This is a genomic window from Streptomyces sp. KL2, assembly GCF_046529545.1.
In the GTDB taxonomy this organism is placed as follows: domain Bacteria; phylum Actinomycetota; class Actinomycetes; order Streptomycetales; family Streptomycetaceae; genus Streptomyces; species Streptomyces radiopugnans.
The window spans coordinates 1,436,951-1,462,500 of record NZ_CP127170.1 but is presented as its reverse complement, the minus strand read 5'-3'; the positions used below and the strand labels follow the sequence as shown (position 1 = coordinate 1,462,500).

The following is a 25,550-nucleotide window of genomic DNA, read 5'->3' as shown; positions in this document are numbered from 1 at the left end:
AGTGGGAAACTCCTGCGCCGATTGACCAAGGGTTCCTGGGTCAAGCTGATCTGCCCAGGGTAAGTCGGGGCCTAAGGCGAGGCCGACAGGCGTAGTCGATGGATAACCGGTTGATATTCCGGTACCCGCTGTGGAGCGCAAGGGCCGAGCCCGGTGATGCTAAGTCCGTGAAGCCGCCCGCATCCTTCGGGGTGCGGTGCTGGTGGAGCCGACGGCCCGATCCGGTAGTAGGTGAGTGATGGGGTGACGCAGGAAGGTAGTCCAGCCCGGGCGGTGGTTGTCCCGGGGTAAGGGTGTAGGGCGCCAGGTAGGTAAATCCGTCTGGCACGAGAGCCTGAGACCTGATGCCGAGCCGATGTGGTGAAGTGGATGATCCTATGCTGTCGAGAAAAGCCTCTAGCGAGTTGCACGGCGGCCCGTACCCTAAACCGACTCAGGTGGTCTGGTAGAGAATACCGAGGCGTTCGGGTGAACTATGGTTAAGGAACTCGGCAAAATGCCCCCGTAACTTCGGGAGAAGGGGGGCCACGCCTGGTGATCCGTCTTGCACGGTGAGCTGGGGGTGGCCGCAGAGACCAGCGAGAAGCGACTGTTTACTAAAAACACAGGTCCGTGCGAAGCCGTAAGGCGAGGTATACGGACTGACGCCTGCCCGGTGCTGGAACGTTAAGGGGACCGGTTAGTGGTGCTTCGGCGCCGCGAAGCTGAGAACTTAAGCGCCAGTAAACGGCGGTGGTAACTATAACCATCCTAAGGTAGCGAAATTCCTTGTCGGGTAAGTTCCGACCTGCACGAATGGCGTAACGACTTCTCGACTGTCTCAACCATAGGCCCGGTGAAATTGCACTACGAGTAAAGATGCTCGTTTCGCGCAGCAGGACGGAAAGACCCCGGGACCTTTACTACAGCTTGATATTGGTGTTCGGTTCGGCTTGTGTAGGATAGGTGGGAGCCGGTGAAGCATGCACGCCAGTGTGTGTGGAGGCGTTGTTGAAATACCACTCTGGTCGTGCTGGATGTCTAACCCGGGTCCGTGATCCGGATCGGGGACAGTGTCTGGTGGGTAGTTTAACTGGGGCGGTTGCCTCCCAAAGGGTAACGGAGGCGCCCAAAGGTTCCCTCAGCCTGGTTGGTCATCAGGTGGTGAGTGTAAGTGCACAAGGGAGCTTGACTGTGAGACTGACGGGTCGAGCAGGGACGAAAGTCGGGACTAGTGATCCGGCGGTGGCTGGTGGAAGCGCCGTCGCTCAACGGATAAAAGGTACCCCGGGGATAACAGGCTGATCTTCCCCAAGAGTCCATATCGACGGGATGGTTTGGCACCTCGATGTCGGCTCGTCGCATCCTGGGGCTGGAGTCGGTCCCAAGGGTTGGGCTGTTCGCCCATTAAAGCGGTACGCGAGCTGGGTTTAGAACGTCGTGAGACAGTTCGGTCCCTATCCGCTGTGCGCGTAGGAGTCTTGAGAAGGGCTGTCCCTAGTACGAGAGGACCGGGACGGACGAACCTCTGGTGTGCCAGTTGTTCTGCCAAGGGCATGGCTGGTTGGCTACGTTCGGGAGGGATAACCGCTGAAAGCATCTAAGCGGGAAGCCTGCTTCGAGATGAGGACTCCCACCCCTTGAAGGGGGTAAGGCTCCCGGGAGACGACCGGGTTGATAGGCCAGAGATGGAAGCCGGGTGACCGGTGGAGTTGACTGGTACTAATAGGCCGAGGGCTTGTCCGTAGATGTTCGCGTCCACTGTGTGGGTTCTGAGACCACGACCCGTCTGGCCGGCGGTGCGTGTGTGTCATGGTGTTTCGGTGGTCACAGCGTGAGGGAAACGCCCGGTTACATTCCGAACCCGGAAGCTAAGCCTTTCAGCGCCGATGGTACTGCATGGGGGACCGTGTGGGAGAGTAGGACGCCGCCGAACAATTATTGGGCCGTGGCCCCTGGAGTTAATTCCGGGGGCCACGGCCTTTTTTCTTTGTGTAACCGGGAGTTCACGTGGCGCCGCCAGCATCTCCGGCATGGGGACGACGACGCTGAGCGACACGCTGCGAGCCGGGCTCGAGGAGCAGGGCATAGGTATCGGGGACGAGGTGGTCGTGCCCGCGTACTGCGACAGCGAGGTGGCGGCGGCGGTACGGGGGGTCGGCGCACTGCCAGTCTTCGCCGACATCGATCCCGGGAGCTTCTGCATCGACCCCGCTTCCGTCGCCGCGGCGGTGAACGAGCGGACCGCCGCGGTGGTCCCCGTGCACCTCTTCGGCCACCCGGCCGACATGGTCTGTCTGCATGCCCTGGCGCAGCGCCACGGGATGAAGGTGGTCGAGTCAGGGGCGCCGGCTGCCGTCCCCTCGGTGGAGGCCGTTCGGCGCAGGCAGCACGCCGAGTTCCTGAGCGCCAGGCTGACCGGTGTGGTCGTCCCGCGCGTCGCGGCCGGAGTGCGCCACACGTACGAGCAGTACGTGGTGCGGGTGCCGGGGAACGGGCGGCCCGACAGGGACGCCTTCAAGCACGCTCTGCGGGCTCGCGGAGTACGGTGCCACGTGCCGGTGAGGACCCCGTTGCACCGCCTGCCGCAGTTCCGGACGGACGTCCGGCTGCCCGAGACCGAGCGGGCGGCGGCGGAGTGCCTGGCGCTGCCTCTGGAGGCGTCGATGACCCGCCGCGAGCTGCAGCGGATCGTCTCCGCCTGCAACGCACTGGGTGGTCTGCTGATGGAACCGGCCTGCTGAGAAGCGGAGAGGACTCCCGGAGGCGACCGGGAGGGCCGGGTGGTCAACCATGCCCCGGGATTCAGGTATGATCTATCCCGCTGGCTCGCCCCAATAGCTCAGTCGGCAGAGCGTCTCCATGGTAAGGAGAAGGTCTACGGTTCGATTCCGTATTGGGGCTCCGGAAAGGAACGAGGCCCCCGCCGCAAGGCGGGGGCCTCGTTGTTTCGGTACGGGTCCACAGGCGTGTGCCTGCCGCCGTCACTCGGGGACGCGCATGGCGAGGATCGCCATGTCGTCGGAAGGCGCGTCGGCGGCGAAACGCTCCACCGCGCGCATGATGCGCGCGGCCACCGCGCCCGCCGTCAGGCCCGTGCACGTCGTGAGGACGTCGGCGAGGCCGTCGTCGCCGAGCATGCGGTCGCCCTCGCGGCGCTCGGTCACACCGTCGGTGACGCACAGCAGGACGTCGCCCGGATCGAGGGTGACGGTCTCCTCGTACAGCTCCAGGTCGTCCATCACACCCAGCAGCGGCTGCGGCTCGGCGGCCGGCTCGACGGTGCCGTCCTGGCGCAGACGCAGCGGAAGCGGGTGGCCCGCGCAGACGACCCGGAGGACGGCGCCGCCCTCCGGCTGAGGCCACAGCTCGCCGTAGAGCAGGGTCAGGAACCGGCTGCGGGCGCCCTCGTCCAGGATCGCGGCGTTGAGCCGCTCCAGGACGGCCGGCCCTCCGAAGCCCTCACGGGCCAGCAGGCGCAGCGCGTGGCGGGCCAGCCCGGTGACGGCCGCGGCCTCGGGGCCGGTGCCGCAGACGTCGCCGATGGCGAAGCCGTACGCGCCGTCGCGGATGGGGAAGAGGTCGTAGAAGTCGCCGCCGACCTCGTTGCCCTCGCCCGCGGCGCGGTAGATGACCTCCACCTCGACGCCGGGGACGTCGGGGAGCTCGGGCGGCAGCAGACTGCGCTGGAGGGACTGGCTGATGGCCGTGCGCTCGCTGTAGAGCCGGGCGTTGTCCAGGGCGAGGGCGGCCCGGCGGGAGAGGTCCTCGGCCAGCTCCAGGATCTCCTGGCGGAAGCGCTCCTCGGTCGGCTTGCCCAGGGTGAGCATGCCGATGACGCGGTTGCGGGCCACCAGCGGCAGCACCACCGTCTCCCCGCCGACCGTGGCGGCGGTGGCGAGGGTGGTGCCGGCGGCGTTCGAGGAGATGGAGGCGGGGAGGCGGTCGAGGGAGAGGCCGCTCTGGTCCAGGCCCAGGCTGCGCAGGGAGGTGCGCAGCGCGGCGGAGTGCGCCGCGTCGCCCGGGACGGTCCACACCCGCGCGCCCGGGGTGGGCACCGGGTCGGGCGGGGGGACCTTGGACAGCAGGGCCTTGAGGCCGTCGATGCGGTCCTCGTCCTCGTGCAGGACGTAGGAGAGTTCGGGCTCGGAGGACTGGTCGGCGATGGTGTAGACGGCGCACCAGGTGGCGAGGGTGGGGACCGTCATCTGGGCCATCAGGGCGAGCGTCTGGTCGCGGTCGAGGGTGCCGGCGAGCAGGTCGGACGCCTCGACGAGGAAGGACAGCGAGCCGCGGCGCAGCCGCTCCAGTTCGGTCAGGCGCGCGGACTCCACCGCGAGCGCGATCCGGTCCGCGGCGAACTGCAGCCGCAGGGCCTCCTCGTTGGTGTAGCGGCCCGGAGCCTCGGCCGAGACGCCCAGGGAGCCGGTCAGCCGCCCCTCGACCTTCAGCGGGACGGTGACGACCGAGCGCATCCCCGTCCCCTCCAGGAGGGGGACCGCACCGGGGACCGCGGAGAGGTCCTCGTGGACCGAGGGCATCCGGGCCGAGCCGTAGCGGCCGCTGCCCGCCTCGACGGGAACGCGGGCGAAGCGCTGGCGGGCGGAGGGCAGGCCGGTGGTGGCGCGGACCTCCAGCTCGGTCTCGTCGTCGGTGGCCAGCAGCAGGAAGGCGGCGTCGCCGTCGAGCATGTCGCGGGCGCGCTCGACGGTGCGCTGGAGGAGGCCGTCGAGGTCGTCCGGGGGAGGGGAGCCGATGAAGACCTCGAAGGGGTCGGCGCCGGCCCGGTCGCGGCTCTCCGGGGCACCCGCGGAGTCGGACGCCGCACCGCGCGCGGGGGACTGCAGCACCGCGCGCTCGTGGTCGCGCACCAGCAGGCACACGGTGGACGGTTCGCCGTCGGCGTCGCGTACGCGCAGGTGGGAGGCGTAGACCGGGATGGTGCGGCCGTCCGAGCCGCGGACGCCGTACGAGCCCTCCCAGCGGGAGAGGGCCAGGGCCTCGGCGATGCCGGTGCCGATGCCGGGGGTGTGGGGCCAGGCGGCGAGATCGGTCAGCGGCTTGCCGGTGACCTGCTCGGCGGTGTAGCCGAACAGCTCGCGGGCGTCGTCGTTCCAGGCGGAGACGGCGCCGGCGCGGTCGACCTGCAGAACGGCGACGCGGACCCGGGTGTCGGTCGTGGGCAGGGCGCTGTCGGGGAGCGCGGGACCGGCGCTGCGGGTGCCGACCGGGCGCTCGGGGAGCTCCAGGCGGAACCAGACGCGCTTGTCGACGGCGGTGTACTCCACACCCCAGCGGTCGGCGAGCGAGGCGCACAGCAGCAGGCCGCGGCCTCCCTCGCGGTCGGGGTCGCCGAAGTGGTGGCCCAGGTCCTGGACGGGCAGCCCGCGGTCGGGGTAGTGGTCGGCGACCTCCACGCGTACGCTTCCGTCGCCGTCGCGCAGGCACAGGACGTCGGCGGCGGTGCCGGCGTGGACGACGGCGTTGGTGACCAGTTCGCTGGTGAGGACGACGGCATCGTCGACGATGTCGGCCAGACCCCAGCCCTGGAGGGTGTCGCGCACGAAGGCGCGGGCACTCGCGACCGAGCGTCCGACCGGCTCGAAGGTGGCCGCTGCTCGCGCCGTGATCACTGTTCTCCCCATGGATCTGTCGTCGCCGTCCGTACGCGCGGGCGGCAGGGGGCCCCGCTGGGCGCCCACCGCCGCGGCCAGCCGCTGCCCGGCATTCGCCTCGTCCACCGCAGCGCCCCTTCGAATACCCGTCGTGACCACGTGTCCTTCGCGCCCGGCGGGCCGGAGCGGATGGACAGCCGGATGCCAGGTTACTTACGTTCGCAGTACCGGCGGGCCCCGGATGCGGGTGTTTCCCCCTTGAGGCGTTCAGTCGGTGGTGTGCGATGCTGCCGAACTGTTATCGCCTGGTTCCACCATGGTGAAACACTGGGAAGGCTCGAAGTGAATGCCCGGGCGGAACGTTCGACCCAGAGGGAGGGACACGGTGCAGTCTGGCGGAGCGGCGCGAGGCGCCAGCACGCGCACAAAAAACGGACGGTCTCGGGCAAACGGGGTGATCGAGGTTGAGGTGGCCGCGGTCAACCGGCTGCTGACCGCCCTGGAGGCGATGCGGGACGGGAACTTCCGCAAGCGTCTCACCGTCGCCGGCGACGGCCCGATGGCCGAGATCGCCGCGGTCTTCAACGAGGTCGCCGACCGCAACCTCCACCTGACCAGCGAGCTGGCACGGGTGCGCAGGGTGGTCGGCAAGGACGGCAAGCTGACCGAGCGACTGGAGACCGGTGCCTGCGAGGGGGCCTGGGCCACGGCCATCGACGCGTCGAACGCGCTGGTGGACGATCTGGTGCGGCCCGTCTCCGAGGTCGGCCGGGTGCTGTCGGCGGTGGCCGAGGGCGACCTGGAGCAGCGCATGGACCTGCGGGTCCAGGGGCCGGGCGGGGTGACGCATCCGCTGCGCGGCGAGTTCCTGAAGGTGGGGCGCACCGTCAACGGGCTGGTCGACCAGCTCTCGACGTTCACCGACGAGGTGACGCGCGTAGCCAGCGAGGTGGGCACGGAGGGGAAGCTGGGCGGCCAGGCGCGGGTGCGCGGCATGTCCGGCTCCTGGAAGGACCTGACCGACTCCGTCAACACGATGGCGTCCCGGCTGACCGCCCAGGTCCGCGACATCGCGCTGGTGACCACCGCGGTCGCCAAGGGCGATCTGTCCCGCAAGGTCACCGTGCACGTGGCCGGCGAGATGCTGGAGCTGAAGAACACCGTCAACACGATGGTGGACCAGCTCTCCGCCTTCCAGTCCGAGGTGACGCGCGTCGCGCGCGAGGTGGGCACCGAGGGCCAGCTCGGCGGCCAGGCCAGGGTGCCGGGGGCCGGCGGCGTGTGGAAGGACCTGACCGACTCCGTCAACACGATGGCGGGCAACCTCACCTCCCAGGTCCGTGAGATCGCACGGGTGACCACCGCGGTCGCCAACGGCGACCTGTCGCAGAAGGTGACGGTGAACGCGCGCGGCGAGGTGGCCCAGCTCGCCGACACCATCAACACGATGACCGAGACGCTGCGGACGTTCGCCGACGAGGTGACGCGCGCGGCCAGCGAGGTGGGCACCGAGGGCATCCTCGGCGGCCAGGCGCAGGTGCCGGGGGCGGCGGGCACCTGGAAGGACCTCACCGACTCGGTGAACACCGCGTTCCGCAACCTCACGGCGCAGGTGCGGGACATCGCGCAGGTGACGACGGCGGTCGCCAACGGCGATCTGTCGCAGAAGGTCACGGTGGACGTCTCCGGCGAGATGCTGGAGCTGAAGAACACCGTCAACACGATGGTCGACCAGCTCTCCGCCTTCGGCTCCGAGGTCACCCGGGTCGCCCGGGAGGTCGGCGTCGAGGGCGAGCTCGGCGGCCAGGCGCAGGTGCCGGGGGCGGCGGGCACCTGGAAGGACCTCACCGACTCGGTGAACACCGCGTTCCGCAACCTCACCGGCCAGGTCCGCAACATCGCGCAGGTGACGACGGCGGTCGCCAACGGCGATCTGTCGCAGAAGGTCACGGTGGACGTCTCCGGCGAGATGCTCCAGCTGAAGAACACCGTCAACACCATGGTCGACCAGCTGTCCTCGTTCGCCGAGCAGGTGACCCGGATGGCCCGGGACGTGGGCACCGAGGGGCGGCTGGGCGGCCAGGCGCGGGTCGACGGCGTCTCGGGCACCTGGAAGGACCTGACCGACTCCGTCAACTTCATGGCGGGCAACCTCACCTCCCAGGTCCGCAACATCGCGCAGGTGACGACGGCGGTGGCGCGGGGCGATCTGTCGCAGAAGATCGAGGTCGACGCGCGCGGGGAGATCCTGGAGCTGAAGAACACCATCAACACGATGGTCGACCAGCTCTCCGCCTTCGCCGACCAGGTCACCCGGGTGGCCCGCGAGGTGGGCACCGAGGGGCGGCTGGGCGGCCAGGCGCAGGTGCCGGGCGTGGCCGGGGTGTGGCGCGACCTGACCGACTCGGTCAACGGCATGGCGGGCAACCTCACGGCCCAGGTCCGCAACATCGCCCAGGTCGCGACGGCGGTGGCGCGGGGCGATCTGTCGCAGAAGATCGACGTGGACGCGCGCGGGGAGATCCTGGAGCTGAAGAACACCCTCAACACGATGGTGGACCAGCTCTCCTCGTTCGCCGAGCAGGTCACTCGGGTGGCGCGCGAGGTGGGCACCGAGGGCATCCTCGGCGGCCAGGCCGAGGTGGAGGGGGTCTCGGGTACCTGGAAGGACCTCACCCAGTCCGTCAACGGCATGGCGAACAACCTCACCTCGCAGGTGCGGAACATCGCCGAGGTCACCACCGCGGTCGCCCGGGGCGACCTGTCCAAGAAGATCACCGTCGACGCCAAGGGGGAGATCCTCGCCCTGGTGACGACCGTGAACACGATGGTGGACCAGCTCTCCTCGTTCGCCGAGCAGGTCACTCGGGTGGCCCGTGAGGTGGGCACCGAGGGCATCCTCGGCGGTCAGGCCCATGTGCCGGGCGTCACCGGCATCTGGAAGGACCTGAGCGAGAACGTCAACCTGATGGCGTCCAATCTGACGGGCCAGGTCCGCAACATCTCCCAGGTCGCCACCGCGGTCGCCAACGGCGACCTGACCAAGAAGGTCACCGTGGAGGCCAGCGGCGAGGTCGCCCAGCTCGCCGACACCGTCAACACCATGGTGACGACCCTGTCGTCGTTCGCCGACGAGGTGACGCGGGTGGCGCGCGAGGTGGGCACCGAGGGAAGCCTGGGCGGCCAGGCGCGGGTGCCCGGGGTGTCGGGCACCTGGAAGGACCTGACGGAGTCCGTGAACTCCATGGCCTCCAACCTCACCGGCCAGGTCCGCAACATCGCGATGGTCACCACCGCGATCGCCAAGGGCGACCTCACCAAGAAGATCGACATCGACGCGCGCGGCGAGATCCTGGAGCTGAAGACCACCATCAACACGATGGTGGACCAGCTCTCCTCGTTCGCCGAGCAGGTCACGCGGGTGGCCCGTGAGGTGGGCACCGAGGGGCAGCTGGGCGGCCAGGCGCGGGTCGACGGCGTCTCGGGCACCTGGAAGGACCTCACCGAGTCGGTGAACGAGATGGCGGGCAATCTGACCCGTCAGGTGCGCGCCATCGCGGCGGTCGCCGCGGCGGTTACCCGCGGCGACCACAACGTGAAGATCGACGTGGACGCCGCCGGCGAGATCCTGGCGCTCCAGGACAACGTCAACACCATGATCGCCACGCTGCGCGAGACCACGCTCGCCAACCAGGAGCAGGACTGGCTCAAGGGCAACCTCGCCCGTATCTCCGGTCTGATGCAGGGCCGCCGCGACCTGGAGGACGTGGCACGGCTGATCATGAGCGAGCTGACCCCGGTGGTCTCCGCCCAGCACGGCGCGTTCTTCGTGGCCGCCCCGACCGGCGGCGGCCCGGAGCTCGGGGTGGGGGCGAGCGAGGACGGCTCGTACGAGCTGCGGATGATCGGCACCTACGGCTACTCCCCGGGCACCATGCCCACGACCTTCCTGCCCGGTGAGTCCCTGGTGGGCATCGCGGCCGAGGAGAAGCGCACGATCCTCGTCGAGCACGCGCCGCCCGGCTATCTGAAGATCGCCTCCGGGCTCGGCGAGGCGCCGCCCGCCCAGGTGATCGTGCTGCCGCTGCTCTTCGAGGGCAGGGTGCTCGGCGTCATCGAACTGGCCACCTTCCAGCCCTTCACCCAGATCCAGAAGGACTTCCTGAGCCAGATCGCCGAGATGATCGCCACGAGCGTCAACACCATCAGCGTCAACACCAAGACCGAGGTGCTCCTGCGGCAGTCGCAGGAGCTGGCCGAGCAGCTCCAGGAGCGGTCGGTGGAGCTGGAGAGCCGCCAGCGGGCCCTGCAGGCATCGAACGAGGAGCTGGAGGAGAAGGCGGAGCTGCTGGCCAAGACCAACCGCGACATCGAGATCAAGAACTCCGAGATCGAGGACGCCCGGCAGGTCCTGGAGGAGCGCGCCGAGCAGTTGGCGGTCTCGATGCGCTACAAGTCCGAGTTCCTGGCGAACATGTCGCACGAGCTGCGCACCCCGCTCAACTCGCTGCTGATCCTCGCCAAGCTGCTGGCCGACAACGCCGAGGGGAACCTCTCGCCCAAGCAGGTGGAGTTCGCCGAGACGATCCACGGCGCCGGTTCCGACCTGCTCCAGCTGATCAACGACATCCTGGACCTGTCCAAGGTCGAGGCCGGCAAGATGGACGTCAGCCCCACCCGTATCGCGCTGGTGCAGCTCGTGGACTACGTGGAGGCGACCTTCCGGCCGCTCACCGCGGAGAAGGGGCTCGACTTCTCCGTGCGGGTCTCGCCGGAACTGCCCCCCACCCTCCACACCGACGAGCAGCGCCTGCTGCAGGTGCTGCGCAACCTGCTGTCTAACGCGGTGAAGTTCACCGACAGCGGTGCGGTGGAGCTGGTGATCCGCTCGGCCGGGGCGGACGTGCCGGAGTCGATCCGCGAGCAGATGCTGGAGCACGGTTCGCTGCGCGACCCCGACTCCGACCTGATCGCCTTCTCGGTGACCGACACCGGCATCGGGATCGCGCAGAGCAAGATGCGTGTGATCTTCGAGGCGTTCAAGCAGGCGGACGGCACGACCAGCCGCAAGTACGGCGGCACCGGCCTGGGGCTGTCCATCAGCCGCGAGATCGCGCGGCTGCTCGGCGGCGAGATCCACGCGGTCAGTGAGCCGGGCCGCGGCTCGACCTTCACCCTCTACCTGCCCCTGACCGCCGGCGACCTGCCGCCCCAGGGCCACCCGCAGCCGGGGGAGGGCTCCCGGGAGGCCGCGCCCGCTCCCGCTCCCGCGGCCGAGGGGGAGCCGGGCGGCGGGTCCGGGGCCCCTGCTCCCTCCGCCGCGTCCGGGGCGTCCGGGGCTTCCGGCGCCGAGGAGGAGCAGGCCCGGGAGGCGGGCGGCACCCTGGACGTGCCCGCCGCCGAGCGCGCCGCTGCGGCCCTCGCCTCCCGCCGACGGCAGGTTCCCCCCATGCCGCGGAAGCAGCCCCCGCCGCAGGAGCCGGAGAGCGGCGGGGAGGTGTGGCAGGACACCTCCCGGAGGGCGGAGGAGCGTCCGCGGGGCGCCTTCGGCGGTGAGAAGGTGCTCATCGTCGACGACGACATCCGCAACGTCTTCGCGCTCACCAGCGTGCTGGAGCAGAACGGCCTGCAGGTGCTCTACGCCGAGAACGGGCGCGAGGGCATCGAGGTGCTGGAGCAGCACGACGACGTGGCGGTCGTCCTGATGGACATCATGATGCCGGAGATGGACGGGTACGCCACGACCGCGGCGATCCGGCGGATGCCGCAGTTCGCCGGGCTGCCGATCATCGCGCTGACGGCGAAGGCGATGAAGGGCGACCGGGAGAAGAGCATCGAGGCCGGGGCGTCCGACTACGTCACCAAGCCGGTGGACACCGATCATCTGCTGTCCGTCATGGCGCGGTGGATGCGCGGGGAGTGATGTGCGATGGTTCCGTGGTCGGCGGCGTGCCGGTGAAGTGCGACGCATTAGGTGTGGAAATGCAGCAATCGGGGAACCTTCGGGTCTCTCACAGCGTTTCAGGTACGTGCACAGTGACATCTCGGTGACAGGGTGTGGTGGGCCGCGAGGTGGGGCTACCATGACCGGCACAAGAACGGGCGGCGCAAAGGAGTCGTTGCCGGTGGCGGCGTCCAGAGCGCTGCCAGGGCGAGGAGGACGGGCCATGGTGCAGAAGGCCAAGATCCTCCTGGTCGATGACCGACCGGAGAATCTGCTGGCGCTGGAGGCCATCCTCTCCGCGCTGGACCAGACGCTGGTACGGGCATCGTCAGGGGAGGAGGCGCTCAAGGCGCTGCTCACGGACGACTTCGCGGTCATCCTGCTGGATGTGCAGATGCCGGGCATGGACGGTTTCGAGACCGCCGCCCACATCAAGCGACGGGAGCGCACCCGGGACATCCCGATCATCTTCCTCACGGCCATCAACCACGGTCCGCACCACACCTTCCGCGGCTACGCGGCCGGCGCGGTGGACTACATCTCCAAGCCGTTCGACCCGTGGGTTCTGCGGGCGAAGGTGTCGGTCTTCGTCGACCTGTACATGAAGAACGTTCAGCTGCGTGAGCAGGCGGCCCTGCTGCGGCTCCAGCTCGAGGGCCGGCGCTCCGGCGAGGACGGCGACAAGGGGACGGAGCCCTCGGGCCTCCTGGCCGAACTCTCCGCGCGGCTGGCGGCGGTGGAGGAGCAGGCCGAGGCGCTGTCCAAGCACCTGGACGAGTCCTCGGACGCCGCGGCCGTCGCCACGGCCGCGCACCTGGAGCGCAAGCTCACCGGCCTGCGGCGGGCGCTGGACGCGCTGGAGCCGGGCAACGACGGACGGCCGGCCTCGCTCCCGTCGCAGAACTGACCCGCCGCCAGGTGTGCGAGCGGCCCGACGGGGGGTCACCCCGCCCAGTCCCGGCCGGGTCCCGTGTGCCGCGGGCCGGGCACGCCCCCGTCCCGCCGACCGCACGGGCGTCCGTGTCTTGAGGGGCTCTCGCGGGTAATCTCGGCACCATGGCCTCACGTACGTCCGGCAAGGCCGCCAAGAAGGCGCCCGCCAAGAAGGCTCCCGCCAGGAAGGCCCCGGCACCGAGGTCTGCCGCGCCCAGGAAACCGGCGCCGGGGAGGGCGGCGAAGGTCCCGCCCAGACCCGCGCCTTCTCCCACCAACGCCGTCTTCCGGCTGGTCAGGGCCGTCTGGCTCGGGGTCGCGCACGCCGTCGGGGCGCTGCTGCGCGGCGTGGGCCGGGGGGCCAGGGGACTGGACCCGGCGCACCGCAAGGACGGGGTGGCGCTGCTGCTGCTGGGCATCGCCCTGGTGGTCGCGGCCGGCACCTGGTCCAACCTGCAGGGGCCGGTGGGCGATCTGGTCGGGATGCTGGTGACCGGAGCCTTCGGCCGTATGGACCTGGTGGCGCCGGTGCTGCTGGGCGCCGTCGCGGTGCGGCTGATGCGGCATCCGGAGAAGCCGGAGGCCAACGGACGCATCGTCATCGGGCTGTCCGCGCTGGCCGTCGGCGTGCTGGGGCTGGTGCACATCGCCTGCGGTTCGCCGGGGCGCGGTGAGGGCCACGAGGCGGTACGGGACGCGGGCGGCATGATCGGCTGGGCCGTCTCCCAGCCGCTGGTCCTCACCGTCAGCGCGGCCCTGGCCGTACCGCTGCTGCTGCTGGTGACCGTCTTCGGGCTGCTCGTCGTCACCGCCACCCCCGTCAACGCCGTCCCCCAGCGGCTGCGCCAACTGGGCGTGCGGCTCGGGCTGGTGGCGCAGGACACCGATTCCCGCGGCGGGCCGCAAGGGTACGCCGACCGCGATGCGTACGGCGAGGAGGAGCCCCGGCCGCGACGGGCGAGGCTGCGCAAGGACGGCGACGACGCGTTCCAGGCGGAGAAGGACGCGCTGGACGGCCGGCGCCGCTCCCGCCGCACCCCCCGGGCCGCGCGTACCCCGGACGGCTCCCCGGGCGCGGTGGACGTGGCCGCCGCCGCGGCGGCCCAGTTGGAGGGCGCCGTCCTGCACGGCGTACAGCCCTCGCCGCTGGTCGCCGACCTCACCAGCTCGGTCCGCGCCGAGCGGGACGGCGGGGGCGAGCGGCAGAGCGGGGAACGGGGGAGCGCGGAGCGGGAGAGCCCGGAGCGGAAGGAACGGACCGCTTCCGTACCGGACCTGACCAAGGCGCCGGCCGAGCCGCCCGCCGACCCCCTGCCGCCGCGTGCCGAGCAGCTCCGGCTCGCCGGGGACGTCACCTATGCGCTGCCCTCGCTGGACCTGCTGGAGCGCGGCGGGCCGGGCCGTACCCGCAGCGCCGCCAACGACGCGGTCGTGGAGTCGCTGACGACCGTCTTCTCCGAGTTCAAGGTGGACGCCGTCGTCACCGGCTTCACCCGCGGCCCGACGGTCACGCGCTACGAGGTGGAGCTCGGCCCCGCGGTGAAGGTCGAGAAGATCACCGCACTGGCCAAGAACATCGCCTACGCCGTCGCCAGCCCGGACGTGCGGATCATCAGCCCGATCCCCGGCAAGTCGGCGGTCGGCATCGAGATCCCCAACACCGACCGCGAGATGGTCAACCTCGGCGACGTGCTCCGCCTGGCGGAGGCCGCCGGCGACGACCATCCGCTGCTGGTCGGGCTCGGCAAGGACGTCGAGGGCGGCTACGTCACGGCCAACCTGGCGAAGATGCCGCACATCCTGGTGGCGGGCGCGACCGGCTCCGGGAAGTCCTCCTGCATCAACTGCCTGATCACCTCGGTGATGATCCGGTCCACCCCGGAGGACGTCCGGATGGTGCTGGTGGACCCCAAGCGGGTGGAGCTGACCGCGTACGAGGGCATCCCGCACCTGATCACCCCGATCATCACCAACCCCAAGAAGGCCGCCGAGGCGCTGCAGTGGGTCGTACGCGAGATGGACCTGCGCTACGACGACCTGGCCGCCTACGGCTTCCGCCACATCGACGACTTCAACGCCGCGGTGCGCGCGGGGAAGGTCAAGGCCGCCGAGGGCAGCGAACGCGAGCTCGCCCCCTACCCGTACCTGCTGGTCATCGTGGACGAGCTGGCCGACCTGATGATGGTGGCGCCGCGCGACGTGGAGGACGCGATCGTGCGGATCACCCAGCTCGCGCGGGCGGCGGGCATCCATCTGGTGCTGGCCACCCAGCGCCCCTCCGTCGACGTCGTCACCGGTCTGATCAAGGCGAACGTGCCGTCGCGCCTGGCCTTCGCCACCTCCTCGCTCGCCGACAGCCGGGTCATCCTCGACCAGGCGGGCGCCGAGAAGCTGATCGGCAAGGGCGACGGACTGTTCCTGCCGATGGGGGCCGGCAAGCCCACCCGTATGCAGGGCGCCTTCGTGACGGAGGAGGAGGTCGCGGCCGTCGTGGCGCACTGCAAGAAGCAGATGGCCCCGGTCTTCCGCGACGACGTCACGGTCGGGCAGGGCAGGAAGAAGGAGATCGACGAGGAGATCGGCGACGACCTGGACCTGCTGTGCCAGGCGGCCGAGCTGGTGGTCAACACGCAGTTCGGGTCCACCTCGATGCTCCAGCGCAAGCTGCGCGTGGGGTTCGCCAAGGCGGGCAGGCTGATGGACCTGATGGAGTCGCGCGGAGTGGTCGGCCCCAGCGAGGGCTCCAAGGCGCGGGACGTTCTGGTCAAGCCCGACGAGCTGGAGGACGTACTCGCGATGATTCGCGGGGAAACTCACTCGTAGGAATGAGCTAGGCAACCCTTCTCCCTGGCAAAACGTCAACGTGAGGGAGCACGCGGTCGGTGTTCACCGATGGGTGGCACGGCCATCCCTATGGCGGACAGACTCCCTCCGCCCGCTTGCCCCACCCTTCCGCACCCCCTCTAGACTGAACACCCAGCAGGTGGCTCACGCTCGAAAGGCGCCCCCGTGTCCATCGGCAACTCTCCCCCAGAAGACCGGCCTTCGGTCGGTCAGGCGATCCAGAAGGCCCGTATCGACGCGCAACTGACGGTGGACGAGGTCAGTGCGACCACCCGTGTGCGCGTCCCGATCGTGCACGCCATCGAACAGGACGACTTCTCCCGATGCGGAGGCGACGTCTACGCCCGCGGTCATGTCCGCACCCTCGCCAAGGCCGTCGGTCTGGATCCGGACGAGCTGGTGGCGCAGTACGACGCCGAGCACGGCGGCCGTCCGGCGCCCACCCCCGCGGCCGCCCTCTTCGAGGCCGAACGCATCCGTCCCGAGCCGAGCCGCCCGAACTGGACCGCCGCCATGGTCGCCGCGATCGTGGCCGTGGTGGGCTTCGTCGGCTTCACCCTCTTCAGCGGCGGTGACGAGCCGGCGCGCACCCCGGTGGCCCAGGACGGCCCGTCGCCGGATCCCGCCGGCGAGCCGGATCCCGCCAAGCCCGCCGAGCCCGACCCGGACCCGTCCGTCTCCGAGAGCGCCATCGCCGCCGCGCCCGCCGACAAGGTCACGGTCAAGCTGGTCGCCGAGGACGGCAAGAGCTGGTTCTCGGCCGAGGCCCACAACGGCCGGCTGCTGGAGGAGGGCGTCCTCCAGGACGGCGACTCCAGGACCTTCACCGACGACAAGCGGATCGACCTGGTGCTCGGCAACGCCGGTGCGGTCACCCTCTTCGTCAACGGCAAGGAGGTCGACAAGGTCGGCGAAGTCGGCCAGGTGCAGCGCGTCAGCTACACCAAGGGGGACCCGGAGCAGGGGTGATGACCCTGGCGGCGGGTGGGCCGGGTGGAACGAAGTAGGCTTAAGCCCATGCCCGAACGCCGCACCGTCGCCCTCGTCACCCTTGGATGCGCCCGCAACGAGGTGGACTCGGAGGAGCTCGCAGGCCGTCTGGCGGCGGACGGCTGGGAGCTCGTCGAGGAAGCCGCCGACGCGGACGTCGCCGTCGTCAACACCTGCGGCTTCGTCGAGGCCGCCAAGAAGGACTCCGTAGACGCCCTGCTGGAGGCGAACGACCTCAAGGACCACGGCCGCACCCAGGCCGTGGTCGCGGTCGGCTGCATGGCCGAGCGCTACGGCAAGGAACTGGCCGAGGCGCTGCCCGAGGCCGACGGGGTGCTCGGCTTCGACGACTACACCGACATCTCGGACCGCCTCCGCACCATCCTCTCCGGCGGCGCCCACGTCCCCCACGTCCCGAGGGACCGCCGCAAGCTCCTGCCCATCAGCCCGGCGGAGCGGCAGGGCGCCGCCGTCGCGCTGCCCGGGCACGGGGACGCAGCCGCGGCCGGCTCGTCCCCCGCCGACCTGCCCGACGGGGTGGCCCCGGCCTCGGGCCCGCGGGCGCCGCTGCGCAGGCGGCTGGACAGCAGCCCGGTCGCCTCGGTGAAACTGGCCTCCGGCTGCGACCGCCGGTGCTCGTTCTGCGCCATCCCCTCCTTCCGCGGAGCCTTCGTCTCCCGGCGCCCCTCGGACGTGCTGGGCGAGACCCGCTGGCTGGCGGAGCAGGGGGTGAAGGAGGTCATGCTGGTCTCCGAGAACAACACCTCCTACGGCAAGGACCTCGGCGACATCCGCCTGCTGGAGACGCTGCTGCCGGAGCTGGCCGCGGTGGACGGCATCGAGCGGATCCGGGTGAGCTACCTGCAGCCCGCCGAGATGCGGCCCGGGCTGATCGACGTCCTGACCGGCACGGAGAAGGTCGCCCCCTACTTCGACCTCTCCTTCCAGCACTCCGCCCCGGGCGTGCTGCGCGCCATGCGGCGCTTCGGCGACACCGACCGCTTCCTCGAACTGCTGGACACCATCCGCGCCAGGGCGCCGCAGGCGGGCGTCCGCTCGAACTTCATCGTGGGCTTCCCCGGCGAGAGCGAGGCGGACCTCGCGGAACTGGAGCGTTTTCTGGTCGCGGCCAGGCTGGATGCGATCGGAGTCTTCGGGTACTCGGACGAGGAAGGTACCGAAGCGGCGACCTACGAGGACAAGACCGACCCCGAGACGGTGGCCGAGCGGCTGGACCGCGTCTCGCGGCTCGCCGAGGAGCTGACCGCGCAGCGCGCGGAGGAGCGCGTCGGCGAGACCGTACGGGTACTGGTCGAGTCGGTGGACGGAGAGGACGGCCCGGTCGGGCGCGGGGCGCACCAGGCCCCTGAGACCGACGGGCAGACGTTCCTCACCGGTCTCACCGGCTCCTCGCAGCTCTCCGTGGGACAGATGGTCGAAGCGAAGGTGGTGGCGACCGAGGGTGTGGATCTCGTTGCCGAGCCGCCCCCGGACGTCGTCTGGGGGTGCTCCGAGAGTAGTGAGGAGGCGGGCGCATGACGGACATCCCGGCCTCAGCAGCGGGTGGTGGAGCCATGGCGCGACGGAAGACCGCCGCGGTCCGCACGGTGAGCCTGTGGAACATCGCGAACATCCTCACCATGGTGAGGCTCCTCCTGGTGCCGGCCTTCGTGTTCCTGATGCTCGCCGACGGGGGGCACGACCCGGTCTGGCGCGCCTTCGCCTGGGCGGCCTTCTCCATCGCGATGATCACCGACCTCTTCGACGGCGAACTGGCGCGGCGGTACGACCTGGTCACCGACTTCGGCAAGATCGCCGATCCGATCGCGGACAAGGCGATCATGGGTGCGGCGCTGATCTGCCTGTCGGCGCTCTCCGACCTGCCCTGGTGGGTCACGGGTGTGATCCTCTTCCGGGAGATCGGCATCACCCTGATGCGCTTCTGGGTGATCCGGCACGGCGTGATCCCGGCCAGCCGGGGCGGGAAGATGAAGACCCTCACCCAGGGCGTCGCCGTGGGCATGTACATCCTGGCCCTGACCGGGCCGCTCGCCACACTGCGCTGGTGGGTGATGGCCGCGGCCGTGGCGCTGACGGTCGGCACCGGGCTGGACTACGTGCGGCAGGCACTGGTCCTGCGGCGGGCAGGTCTGGCGGCGGAGCGCGCCGATGAGCGGTGAGAGGGAGGCCGAGCCCGGGCTCGGCCCCGACGGCGGTGCCGACGAGACCAGGCGGATCACCGCGCAGGCGCTGAAGCTGCTGGCGGACCGCGGCCAGACCGTCGCCGCGGCCGAGTCGCTGACCGGTGGGCTCGTCGCGGCCGAACTGACCGCCGCTCCCGGCGCCTCGGCGACCGTACGGGGCTCGGTCACCGCCTACGCCACCGAGGTCAAGCACGAGGTCCTCGGGGTGGACGGGGAACTGCTGCGGGAACGGGGCGCGGTCGACGCCGAGGTGGCCCGGCAGATGGCGGTCGGCGTCAGACGCGTACTGGGCACGGACTGGGGAGTGGCGACCACCGGGGTGGCCGGCCCCGAGCCGCAGGACGGCAAGCCGGTGGGCAGGGTCTATGTGGCGGTCGCCGGACCGGACGCCTCCGGTGCGGCGGACGCGGTGGACGCGCCGGCCGGGTCGCAGCAGGCCGGCGGGGGCGTCCGCCGCGTGGCGCTGAGACTGAGCCTGGACGGCGACCGGGCGGAGATCCGCGACGGGAGCGTACGGGCCGTCATCCAGTTGCTCTTGAGCGAACTCATGGAAAATGCGCCGGCAAAGGATACGGAACACAGTGGGGGGAATGGATGTTTGCAGCCCTGAGTGAACACAGCATCGCTCCCCGCACGGCCGCGGCCCAAGGCGGTACGGTGGGGCAAGAAGGATCCGGGTCAGCGGTCCTAGGAGGGAGCCACCGATGATTCTGCTCCGTCGCCTGCTGGGTGACGTGCTGCGTCGGCAGCGCCAGCGCCAGGGCCGTACCCTGCGCGAAGTCTCCTCGTCCGCCCGGGTGTCGCTCGGCTACCTCTCCGAGGTCGAGCGGGGGCAGAAGGAGGCTTCCTCCGAACTGCTCGCCTCGATCTGCGAGGCGTTGGACGTGCGGATGTCCGAGCTGATGCGGGAGGTCAGCGACGAGCTGGCGCTCGCGGAGCTGGCGCAGTCCGCGGCGAGCGACACGGTCCCCGCGCCGATGCGCCGTCCCGTTCTCAACCCGGTCACCGTGACGTCCGTCACGGAGCGATCGGGGGAGCGGGTGACCATCAAGGCGCCGACGGAGGCCGTGGACGTCGTCGCCGCCTGACCGGTGCGGCGCGGGCACACCCCGCGAGAGAACCACCGCGGGCCCGGCCCGGACGCGTATCCCGCGTCCGGGCCGGGCCCGCGGCGTCGCCGGGCGAGTCCGCCGCCGGGCGCGGCGGCGGACCGTGATCCGGCCGCCGCTCGGGCCGATTCGCCGTCCGGACGTGCGGATCCCTCGTTCAGAGCGGCGGGGGCGGGGGCCCCGTCTGGCAGCCGGGGCACCAGTACGCCACGCGCCGGGTGGTGGAGGGCCCGGGCACCCAGGTGCGGACGGTCGTGCCGCAGCGCGGGCACGGCTTCCCCGCACGGCCGTACACCCACAGGTTCCGGCCGGCGCGCACGTCGCCGGTGGTGACGCGGAGCGTGCGGGCCTTGTTCACCTCCAGCAGCTTCTTCGCCAGAGCCGTCAGACGCCCGGGGGAGGGGACCTCGCCGACCGGCAGCCAGGGCGTCACCCTGCCCAGGAAGCAGAGCTCCGCCGCGTAGACGTTGCCGATCCCGGCCAGGTTGCGCTGGTCCAGCAGGGCCTCGGCGACAGGGCGGGCGGGATCCGCCAGCAGGCGGCTCAGGGCCTTCGCCTCGTCCCAGTCGGGGCCCAGGAGGTCCGGGCCCAGATGACCCACGGCCCCGTCCTCGTCGGCGGTGCGCAGCAGCTCCAGGACGGGGAGGCGGTACCCCACGGCCGATTGGGCGGCGGTGGCGAGGACGGCGCGGATCTGGTGGCCGGGGCCGCCGCTCCACCGGCGGCCGGATGCGTAGACGCGCCAGGCGCCGTCCATCCGCAGATGGGAGTGGAGCGTCAGACCGCCTTCGAAGCGGGTGAGGAGGTGCTTGCCGCGCGCGACGGTCTCCAGCACCTCGCGTCCGGTGAGGTCGACGGTGGCGAGCTTGGGCACGCGCAGGTCGCAGCGGGCGAGGGGCGCTCCCGACAGCGCCCTGTCCAGCTGCCGGGCGGTGCGCCAGACGGTGTCTCCCTCGGGCACCCGGCCGCTCCTCTCCCGTCCGTCGCTTTCGGCGTCCGCTCCTCGACCGCTTCCCGCCGTCCCGGCCCCTACGCGTCCCGCGCCTCCTCGGTCCCCGCGAGTCCCGGGCCTCCTGCCGCAGCACCGTCACGCCGTCATGCGCGCAACCGCAGCCCGCGCGGGGTCGCGTGGAAGCCCGCGGCCTCCAGGGCGGCGCCGACGGGGGAGCCCAGGGCCGGGGAGCCGTTGACACGCTCCACGGTCAGAGTGCCCAGCATCCCGCGGTGCGCGGCCCCGGCCAGCGCCTCGACGGCGGCGTTCAGCGACGGCCCCTCGGTCCGCCAGGCCAGCAGCGTCCTGCCGCCGCGCTCGAGGTAGAGGACGAGCTCGCCGTCGACCAGCACCACCAGGGAACCCGCCTTGCGGCCCGGCTTGTGGGCCGCGGCCGCCCTGCCCGGGGCCGGTCCGCCGTCGGCGGCCGCGGCGGGGGAGGGCGGATCGGGCCAGGGCAGGGCGGCCCCGTAGGCGTTGGCGGGATCGGCGGCGGCGAGTACGGCGGTGCGCGGGCGGGTGCCCTCGGGCTTCTCGCGGGCCGTGCTGATCGCGCGCAGCCGGTCCACCGCGCCGTCCACGGCGAACTGGGCGGCACCCAGCCCCTCCACCACATAGCCGCGCCGGGCCCGGCCGCTCTCCTCGAAGGCCGACAGCACGCGGTAGGCGGCCGAGAAGCCGCCCTCGACCCCCTCGGCGGCGACCGCGCCCCGGGTGACCACGCCGTGCCGGTCCAGCAGGGTGCGGGCCAGGGCGTGGGCCCGGTGAGTGGGATCGGTCTCCCGGTCGGGCAGCAGCGACCAGCGGCCGGCGACCGTCGGAGGGCCGTTCCGGGAGGCGGTGGGACGGCGGGAGGCACCGGCCGGCGCGACGGGAGGCAGGGGGACGGGGGAGCCGTACCGGCCGCGGGGGGTGCTCCGCCTGGCGCGGTGCGCCGTGGCCCCCGCGGTGCGGCCGGAGCCGAGCAGGGCGCGCAGCGGGGTGAGGGTGTCGCCCGTGAGCCGCCCGGACCAGGCCAGGTCCCACACGGCCTCGGCCAGCTCGGCATCGGACGCCTCGTGCCCGGTGGCGCGCACCCGGTCGGCGATCTGCCGGAAGAACAGGCCGTACCCGCCCGAGAGCGCCTCCAGGACAGCCCGGTGGAGCGGGGTGGGCTCCAGCGGGAGGGCGTCGGGCAGCAGCAGCGGGGCGCTGTCGGCGAGGTGGAGGCGGACCCAGCCGTCCTTGCCCGGCAGCGCGCCCGCACCCGCCCAGAGGACCTCTCCGGCGGCGGTCAGCTCGTCCAGCATCGCCGGGTGGTAGTCGGCGACGCGGGACGGCAGGACCAGCTTCTCCAGGGCGGAGGCGGGCACGGGGGCGCCCTGGAGCTGTTCGACGGCGCGCAGCAGCCCGTCGACGCCGCGCAGCCCGCCGGCCTCGGCCCCCAGATGCTGCCACTGGGGCAGGAACAAGGCGAGCGAGGCGGGCGGCACCGGCTCCAGCTCCTGGCGCAGCGCGGCCAGGGAGCGGCGGCGCAGCCGCCGCAGCACACCCGTGTCGCACCACTCCTGCTCGATTCCCGAGGGGTGGAACTCGCCCCGGACCACCCGGCCGGCCGCCGCCAGCCGGTGCAGGGCGCCGTCGGCGACCGCCGTGCCCAGACCGAAGCGCTCGGCGGCCCGCGCGGTGGTGAACGGGCCGTGGGTGCGGGCGTACCGGGCCAGCAGGTCGCCCAGCGGATCGGCCACGGGCTCGGTGAAGGCCTCGGGCACACCGACGGGCAGCGCCGCGCCCAGCGCGTCCCGCAGCCGCCCCGCGTCCTCGACGGCCGCCCAGTGCTCGCGGCCCGCGATACGGACGCGGATGGCGCGACGGGCGTGCTCCAGCTCCCTCGCCCACTGCGGCTCGGCGCCCCGCTCGGCCAGTTCGTCGCCGGTGAGCGGGCCCAGCAGGCGCAGTACGTCGGCGACGCCCTCGGCGTCCTTGACCCGGGGAACCCCGCCGGCCCCGTCGCCGGAGCCGTCGCCGGGCAGCCACTGCAACTCGCGCTCCAGCTCGGCCAGGACCTCCGGATCGAGCAGCTCGCGCAGCTCGGCACGGCCCAGCAGCTCGGCCAGCAGCCGGGAGTCCAGCGACAGCGCGGCGGCGCGGCGCTCGGCGAGCGGGGAGTCGCCCTCGTACAGGTACTGGGCGACGTATCCGAACAGCAGGGAGCGGGCGAACGGGGAGGGCTCGGGTGTGGTGACCTCCACCAGGCGCACCCGGCGCGACTCGACATCACCCATCAGCTCGGCCAGTCCGGGTACGTCGAAGACGTCCTGGAGGCACTCGCGCACCGCCTCCAGGACGATCGGGAACGATCCGAACTCACTGGTCACCTGGAGCAGTTGGGCGGCACGCTGGCGTTGCTGCCACAGCGGTGTGCGCCGGCCGGGATCGCGGCGGGGCAGCAGCAGGGCGCGGGCGGCGCACTCGCGGAAGCGGGAGGCGAACAGGGCCGAGCCGCCGACCTGGTCGGTGACGGTCCGCTCCACCTCGTCGCGGTCGAACAGGACGTCGGCGGCGCCGACGGGAGGCTGGTCCGGGTCGTGGTCCGGGGCGTTCGCGGAGCCCGGGGCCGGAGCCGCGCCGAAGTCCGCGCCGAGGTCGAAGCCCATCAGATCGGTGTCGGGCAGCCGCAGCACGATGCCGTCGTCGGCGTGCATGACCTGCGCGTCCATGCCGAACCGCTCGCCGAGCCGGGCTCCCAGCGCCAGCGCCCAGGGCGCGTGCACCTGGGCGCCGAAGGGGGAGTGGACCACGATCCGCCAGTCGCCCAGCTCGTCGCGGAAGCGCTCCACGACGATCGTCCGGTCGTCGGGGACGTGTCCGCAGGCCTGCCGCTGCTCGTCCAGATAGGCCAGGACGTTGTCGACGGCCCACCCGTCCAGCCCGGCCGCCGCCAGCCGCTCCCGGGCCGCCTCCGGGGCCAGTCCGCCGATCTCGCGCAGGAACGCACCCAGCGCGCGGCCCAGCTCCAGCGGGCGGCCGAGCTGGTCGCCCTTCCAGAACGGCAGCCGCCCGGGAACGCCGGGGGCGGGGGTGACCAGGACGCGGTCGCGGGTGATGTCCTCGATGCGCCAGCTGGTCGTGCCCAGGGTGAACACGTCGCCCACCCGCGACTCGTAGACCATCTCCTCGTCCAGTTCCCCGACGCGTCCGCCGCCCTTCTTCGGGTCGGAGCCGGCGAGGAAGACGCCGAACAGACCGCGGTCGGGGATCGTCCCGCCCGAGGTGACCGCCAGCCGCTGGGCCCCGGGGCGGCCGGCGACGGTGTGGGCGACGCGGTCCCACACCAGGCGGGGACGCAGCTCGGCGAAGGCGTCGGAGGGATAGCGCCCGGCGAGCATGTCCAGCACGGCGGTGTACGCCGACTCCGGCAGCGACGCGAAGGGCGCGGCGCGCCGCACGACCGCGAGCAGCTCGTCGACGTCCCAGGTGTCCATGGAGGCCATGGCGACGATCTGCTGCGCCAGCACGTCCAGCGGGTTGGAGGGGACGCGCAGGGCCTCGATGGCGCCCTCGCGCATCCGCTCGGTGACCACCGCGGACTGCACCAGGTCGCCCCGGTACTTGGGGAAGACCACCCCGGCCGAGACCGCGCCCACCTGGTGCCCGGCGCGGCCCACCCGCTGCAGCCCGGAGGCGACCGAGGGCGGCGACTCGACCTGGATCACCAGGTCCACCGCGCCCATGTCGATGCCCAGCTCCAGACTGGAGGTGGCGACCACGGCGGGCAGGCGTCCCGCCTTCAGATCCTCCTCGACCTGTGCCCGCTGCTCCTTGGAGACCGAGCCGTGGTGGGCGCGGGCCAGTACCGGCGGCGCGCCCCCCGAGGCTCCCGACCCCCCCATCAGCTCGGCGGGCGAGTGCCCCTCGGGGACGGGCTCGCCGGTGGCCCGCTCGTAGGCGATCTCGTTGAGCCGGTTGCACAGCCGCTCGGCCAGGCGCCGGGAGTTGGCGAAGACGATGGTGGAACGGTGGGCCTGGACGAGGTCGGCGATCCGCTCCTCCACCGACGGCCAGATGGACGGCCGGTCCCCCTGGCCGCCGGGCCCCTCCCCGCCCGCGTCCCGCACCGGCGAGCCGCCCAGCTCGCCCATGTCCGGCACGGGCACCACGACCGACAGGTCGAACTCCTTGCCCGAGGGCGGCTGCACGACGTGCGCGCCGCGGCGGGGCGAGAGGAAGCGCGCCACCTCGTCCACCGGCCGCACCGTCGCCGACAGCCCGATGCGGCGGGCCGGGCGGTCCAGCAGCTCGTCCAGACGCTCCAGGGAGAGCGCCAGGTGCGCGCCGCGCTTCGTCCCGGCCACGGCGTGCACCTCGTCCAGGATCACCGTCTCCACTCCGCGCAGGGCCTCGCGGGCGGCGGAGGTGAGCATCAGGAACAGCGACTCGGGCGTGGTGATCAGGATGTCCGGCGGGCGCCGGACCAGCGCGCGGCGCTCGGCTGGCGGGGTGTCGCCGGAGCGGACGCCGACGCGGACGTCGGGCTCGGGAAGCCCCAGCCGCACCGACTCCTGGCGGATGCCCGTCAGCGGGCTGCGCAGATTGCGCTCGACGTCCACCGCCAGGGCCTTCAGCGGTGAGACGTACAGCACACGGCAGCGGCGGGCCGGATCGGCCGGGGGCGGCGTGGCCGCCAGCCGGTCCAGGGCGGCGAGGAAGGCGGCCAGGGTCTTGCCGGAGCCGGTCGGCGCGACGACCAGGACGTCGCGCTCCTCGGCGATCGCCCGCCAGGCGCCCTCCTGGGCGGCGGTGGGAGCCTGGAAGGCCCCCGTGAACCAGGAGCGGGTCGCGGGGGAGAACGCGTCGAGAGCCGGTGACCGGTCCATGGCCTCCATCGTGCACCCCCTCACTGACATCCCCGTACCGGCCTCCCGGCTCCGGCCCCCGCAGCGGCCCCCGCAGCGGCCCCGC

General features: G+C 71.8%; 12 protein-coding genes, 1 tRNA gene and 2 rRNA genes (1 of these 15 cut by a window edge). 12 read left to right on the top strand and 3 right to left on the bottom strand.

Annotated features, from left to right (window positions below; all coding sequences use genetic code 11):
- The 4 genes from QPK52_RS06540 to QPK52_RS06525 form a co-directional block, all read left to right on the top strand.
- Nucleotides 1-1,725: ribosomal RNA gene (locus QPK52_RS06540) — 23S ribosomal RNA — on the top strand; it begins 1,394 nt to the left of the window's first position.
- Between the two features lie 73 nt (nt 1,726-1,798).
- A 5S ribosomal RNA gene (gene rrf / locus QPK52_RS06535) occupies nt 1,799-1,915 on the top strand.
- 97 nt (nt 1,916-2,012) lie between these two features.
- Nucleotides 2,013-2,723 (top strand): DegT/DnrJ/EryC1/StrS family aminotransferase, encoded by a 711-nt coding sequence (locus QPK52_RS06530; RefSeq protein WP_410536065.1) that lies wholly within the window; start codon nt 2,013-2,015, stop codon nt 2,721-2,723.
- Nucleotides 2,724-2,810: 87 nt separating this feature from the next.
- Nucleotides 2,811-2,883 (top strand) — tRNA-Thr (locus QPK52_RS06525).
- Between the two features lie 80 nt (nt 2,884-2,963).
- Here the strand turns inward: QPK52_RS06525 and QPK52_RS06520 are convergent.
- Nucleotides 2,964-5,612 (bottom strand): SpoIIE family protein phosphatase, encoded by a 2,649-nt coding sequence (locus tag QPK52_RS06520; RefSeq protein ID WP_410540235.1) that lies wholly within the window; start codon nt 5,610-5,612, stop codon nt 2,964-2,966.
- Nucleotides 5,613-5,979: 367 nt separating this feature from the next.
- On the opposite strand from QPK52_RS06520, the gene QPK52_RS06515 reads away from it, so the two are divergent.
- The 8 genes from QPK52_RS06515 (at nt 5,980) to QPK52_RS06480 (ending at nt 19,597) form a co-directional block, all read left to right on the top strand.
- Entirely contained in the window at nt 5,980-11,517 is a 5,538-nt protein-coding gene (locus tag QPK52_RS06515) for a HAMP domain-containing protein (RefSeq protein ID WP_410536064.1), read from the top strand.
- Nucleotides 11,518-11,761: 244 nt separating this feature from the next.
- Entirely contained in the window at nt 11,762-12,445 is a 684-nt protein-coding gene (locus tag QPK52_RS06510; RefSeq protein WP_093663375.1) for a two-component system response regulator, read from the top strand.
- Between the two features lie 149 nt (nt 12,446-12,594).
- On the top strand, nt 12,595-15,294 hold the full coding sequence (locus QPK52_RS06505) for a DNA translocase FtsK (protein ID WP_410536063.1): 2,700 nt from the start codon (nt 12,595-12,597) through the stop codon (nt 15,292-15,294).
- A 186-nt stretch (nt 15,295-15,480) separates the two neighbouring features.
- On the top strand, nt 15,481-16,284 hold the full coding sequence (locus tag QPK52_RS06500) for a RodZ domain-containing protein (protein ID WP_410536062.1): 804 nt from the start codon (nt 15,481-15,483) through the stop codon (nt 16,282-16,284).
- A gap of 48 nt (nt 16,285-16,332) precedes the next feature.
- Nucleotides 16,333-17,844, top strand: a complete 1,512-nt coding sequence (rimO, locus tag QPK52_RS06495) for a 30S ribosomal protein S12 methylthiotransferase RimO (protein WP_410536061.1) — start codon at nt 16,333-16,335, stop codon at nt 17,842-17,844.
- Entirely contained in the window at nt 17,841-18,485 is a 645-nt protein-coding gene (gene pgsA / locus QPK52_RS06490) for a CDP-diacylglycerol--glycerol-3-phosphate 3-phosphatidyltransferase (protein ID WP_410536060.1), read from the top strand. Before rimO ends, pgsA begins: the two co-directional genes overlap by 4 nt.
- Nucleotides 18,475-19,119 carry a CinA family protein gene (locus QPK52_RS06485; protein ID WP_410536059.1) on the top strand — a complete coding sequence of 215 codons (645 nt, stop codon included), beginning with the start codon at nt 18,475-18,477 and terminating at the stop codon, nt 19,117-19,119. Before pgsA ends, QPK52_RS06485 begins: the two co-directional genes overlap by 11 nt.
- A gap of 94 nt (nt 19,120-19,213) precedes the next feature.
- A complete protein-coding gene (locus QPK52_RS06480; protein WP_093663381.1) occupies nt 19,214-19,597 on the top strand; it encodes a helix-turn-helix domain-containing protein in 384 nt (127 codons plus the stop codon).
- Between the two features lie 178 nt (nt 19,598-19,775).
- Here QPK52_RS06480 and QPK52_RS06475 read toward each other — a convergent pair whose 3' ends face one another.
- Both QPK52_RS06475 and QPK52_RS06470 read right to left on the bottom strand, forming a co-directional pair.
- The gene (locus QPK52_RS06475; RefSeq protein ID WP_410536058.1) at nt 19,776-20,579 is read right to left on the bottom strand and encodes an Fpg/Nei family DNA glycosylase; all 804 of its coding nucleotides are present in this window, start codon (nt 20,577-20,579) and stop codon (nt 19,776-19,778) included.
- 134 nt (nt 20,580-20,713) lie between these two features.
- Nucleotides 20,714-25,465 carry an ATP-dependent helicase gene (locus QPK52_RS06470; protein WP_410536057.1) on the bottom strand — a complete coding sequence of 1,584 codons (4,752 nt, stop codon included), beginning with the start codon at nt 25,463-25,465 and terminating at the stop codon, nt 20,714-20,716.
- Nucleotides 25,466-25,550 lie beyond the last annotated feature (85 nt).

Coding starts and splice junctions, on each gene's coding strand:
- QPK52_RS06530 (WP_410536065.1), top strand. CDS start 2,013: ATGGGGACGACGACGCTGAGCGACACGCTGCGAGCCGGGCTCGAGGAG.
- QPK52_RS06510 (WP_093663375.1), top strand. CDS start 11,762: ATGGTGCAGAAGGCCAAGATCCTCCTGGTCGATGACCGACCGGAGAAT.
- QPK52_RS06505 (WP_410536063.1), top strand. CDS start 12,595: ATGGCCTCACGTACGTCCGGCAAGGCCGCCAAGAAGGCGCCCGCCAAG.
- rimO (WP_410536061.1), top strand. CDS start 16,333: ATGCCCGAACGCCGCACCGTCGCCCTCGTCACCCTTGGATGCGCCCGC.
- pgsA (WP_410536060.1), top strand. CDS start 17,841: ATGACGGACATCCCGGCCTCAGCAGCGGGTGGTGGAGCCATGGCGCGA.
- QPK52_RS06485 (WP_410536059.1), top strand. CDS start 18,475: ATGAGCGGTGAGAGGGAGGCCGAGCCCGGGCTCGGCCCCGACGGCGGT.
- QPK52_RS06480 (WP_093663381.1), top strand. CDS start 19,214: ATGATTCTGCTCCGTCGCCTGCTGGGTGACGTGCTGCGTCGGCAGCGC.
- QPK52_RS06470 (WP_410536057.1), bottom strand. CDS start 25,465: ATGGACCGGTCACCGGCTCTCGACGCGTTCTCCCCCGCGACCCGCTCC.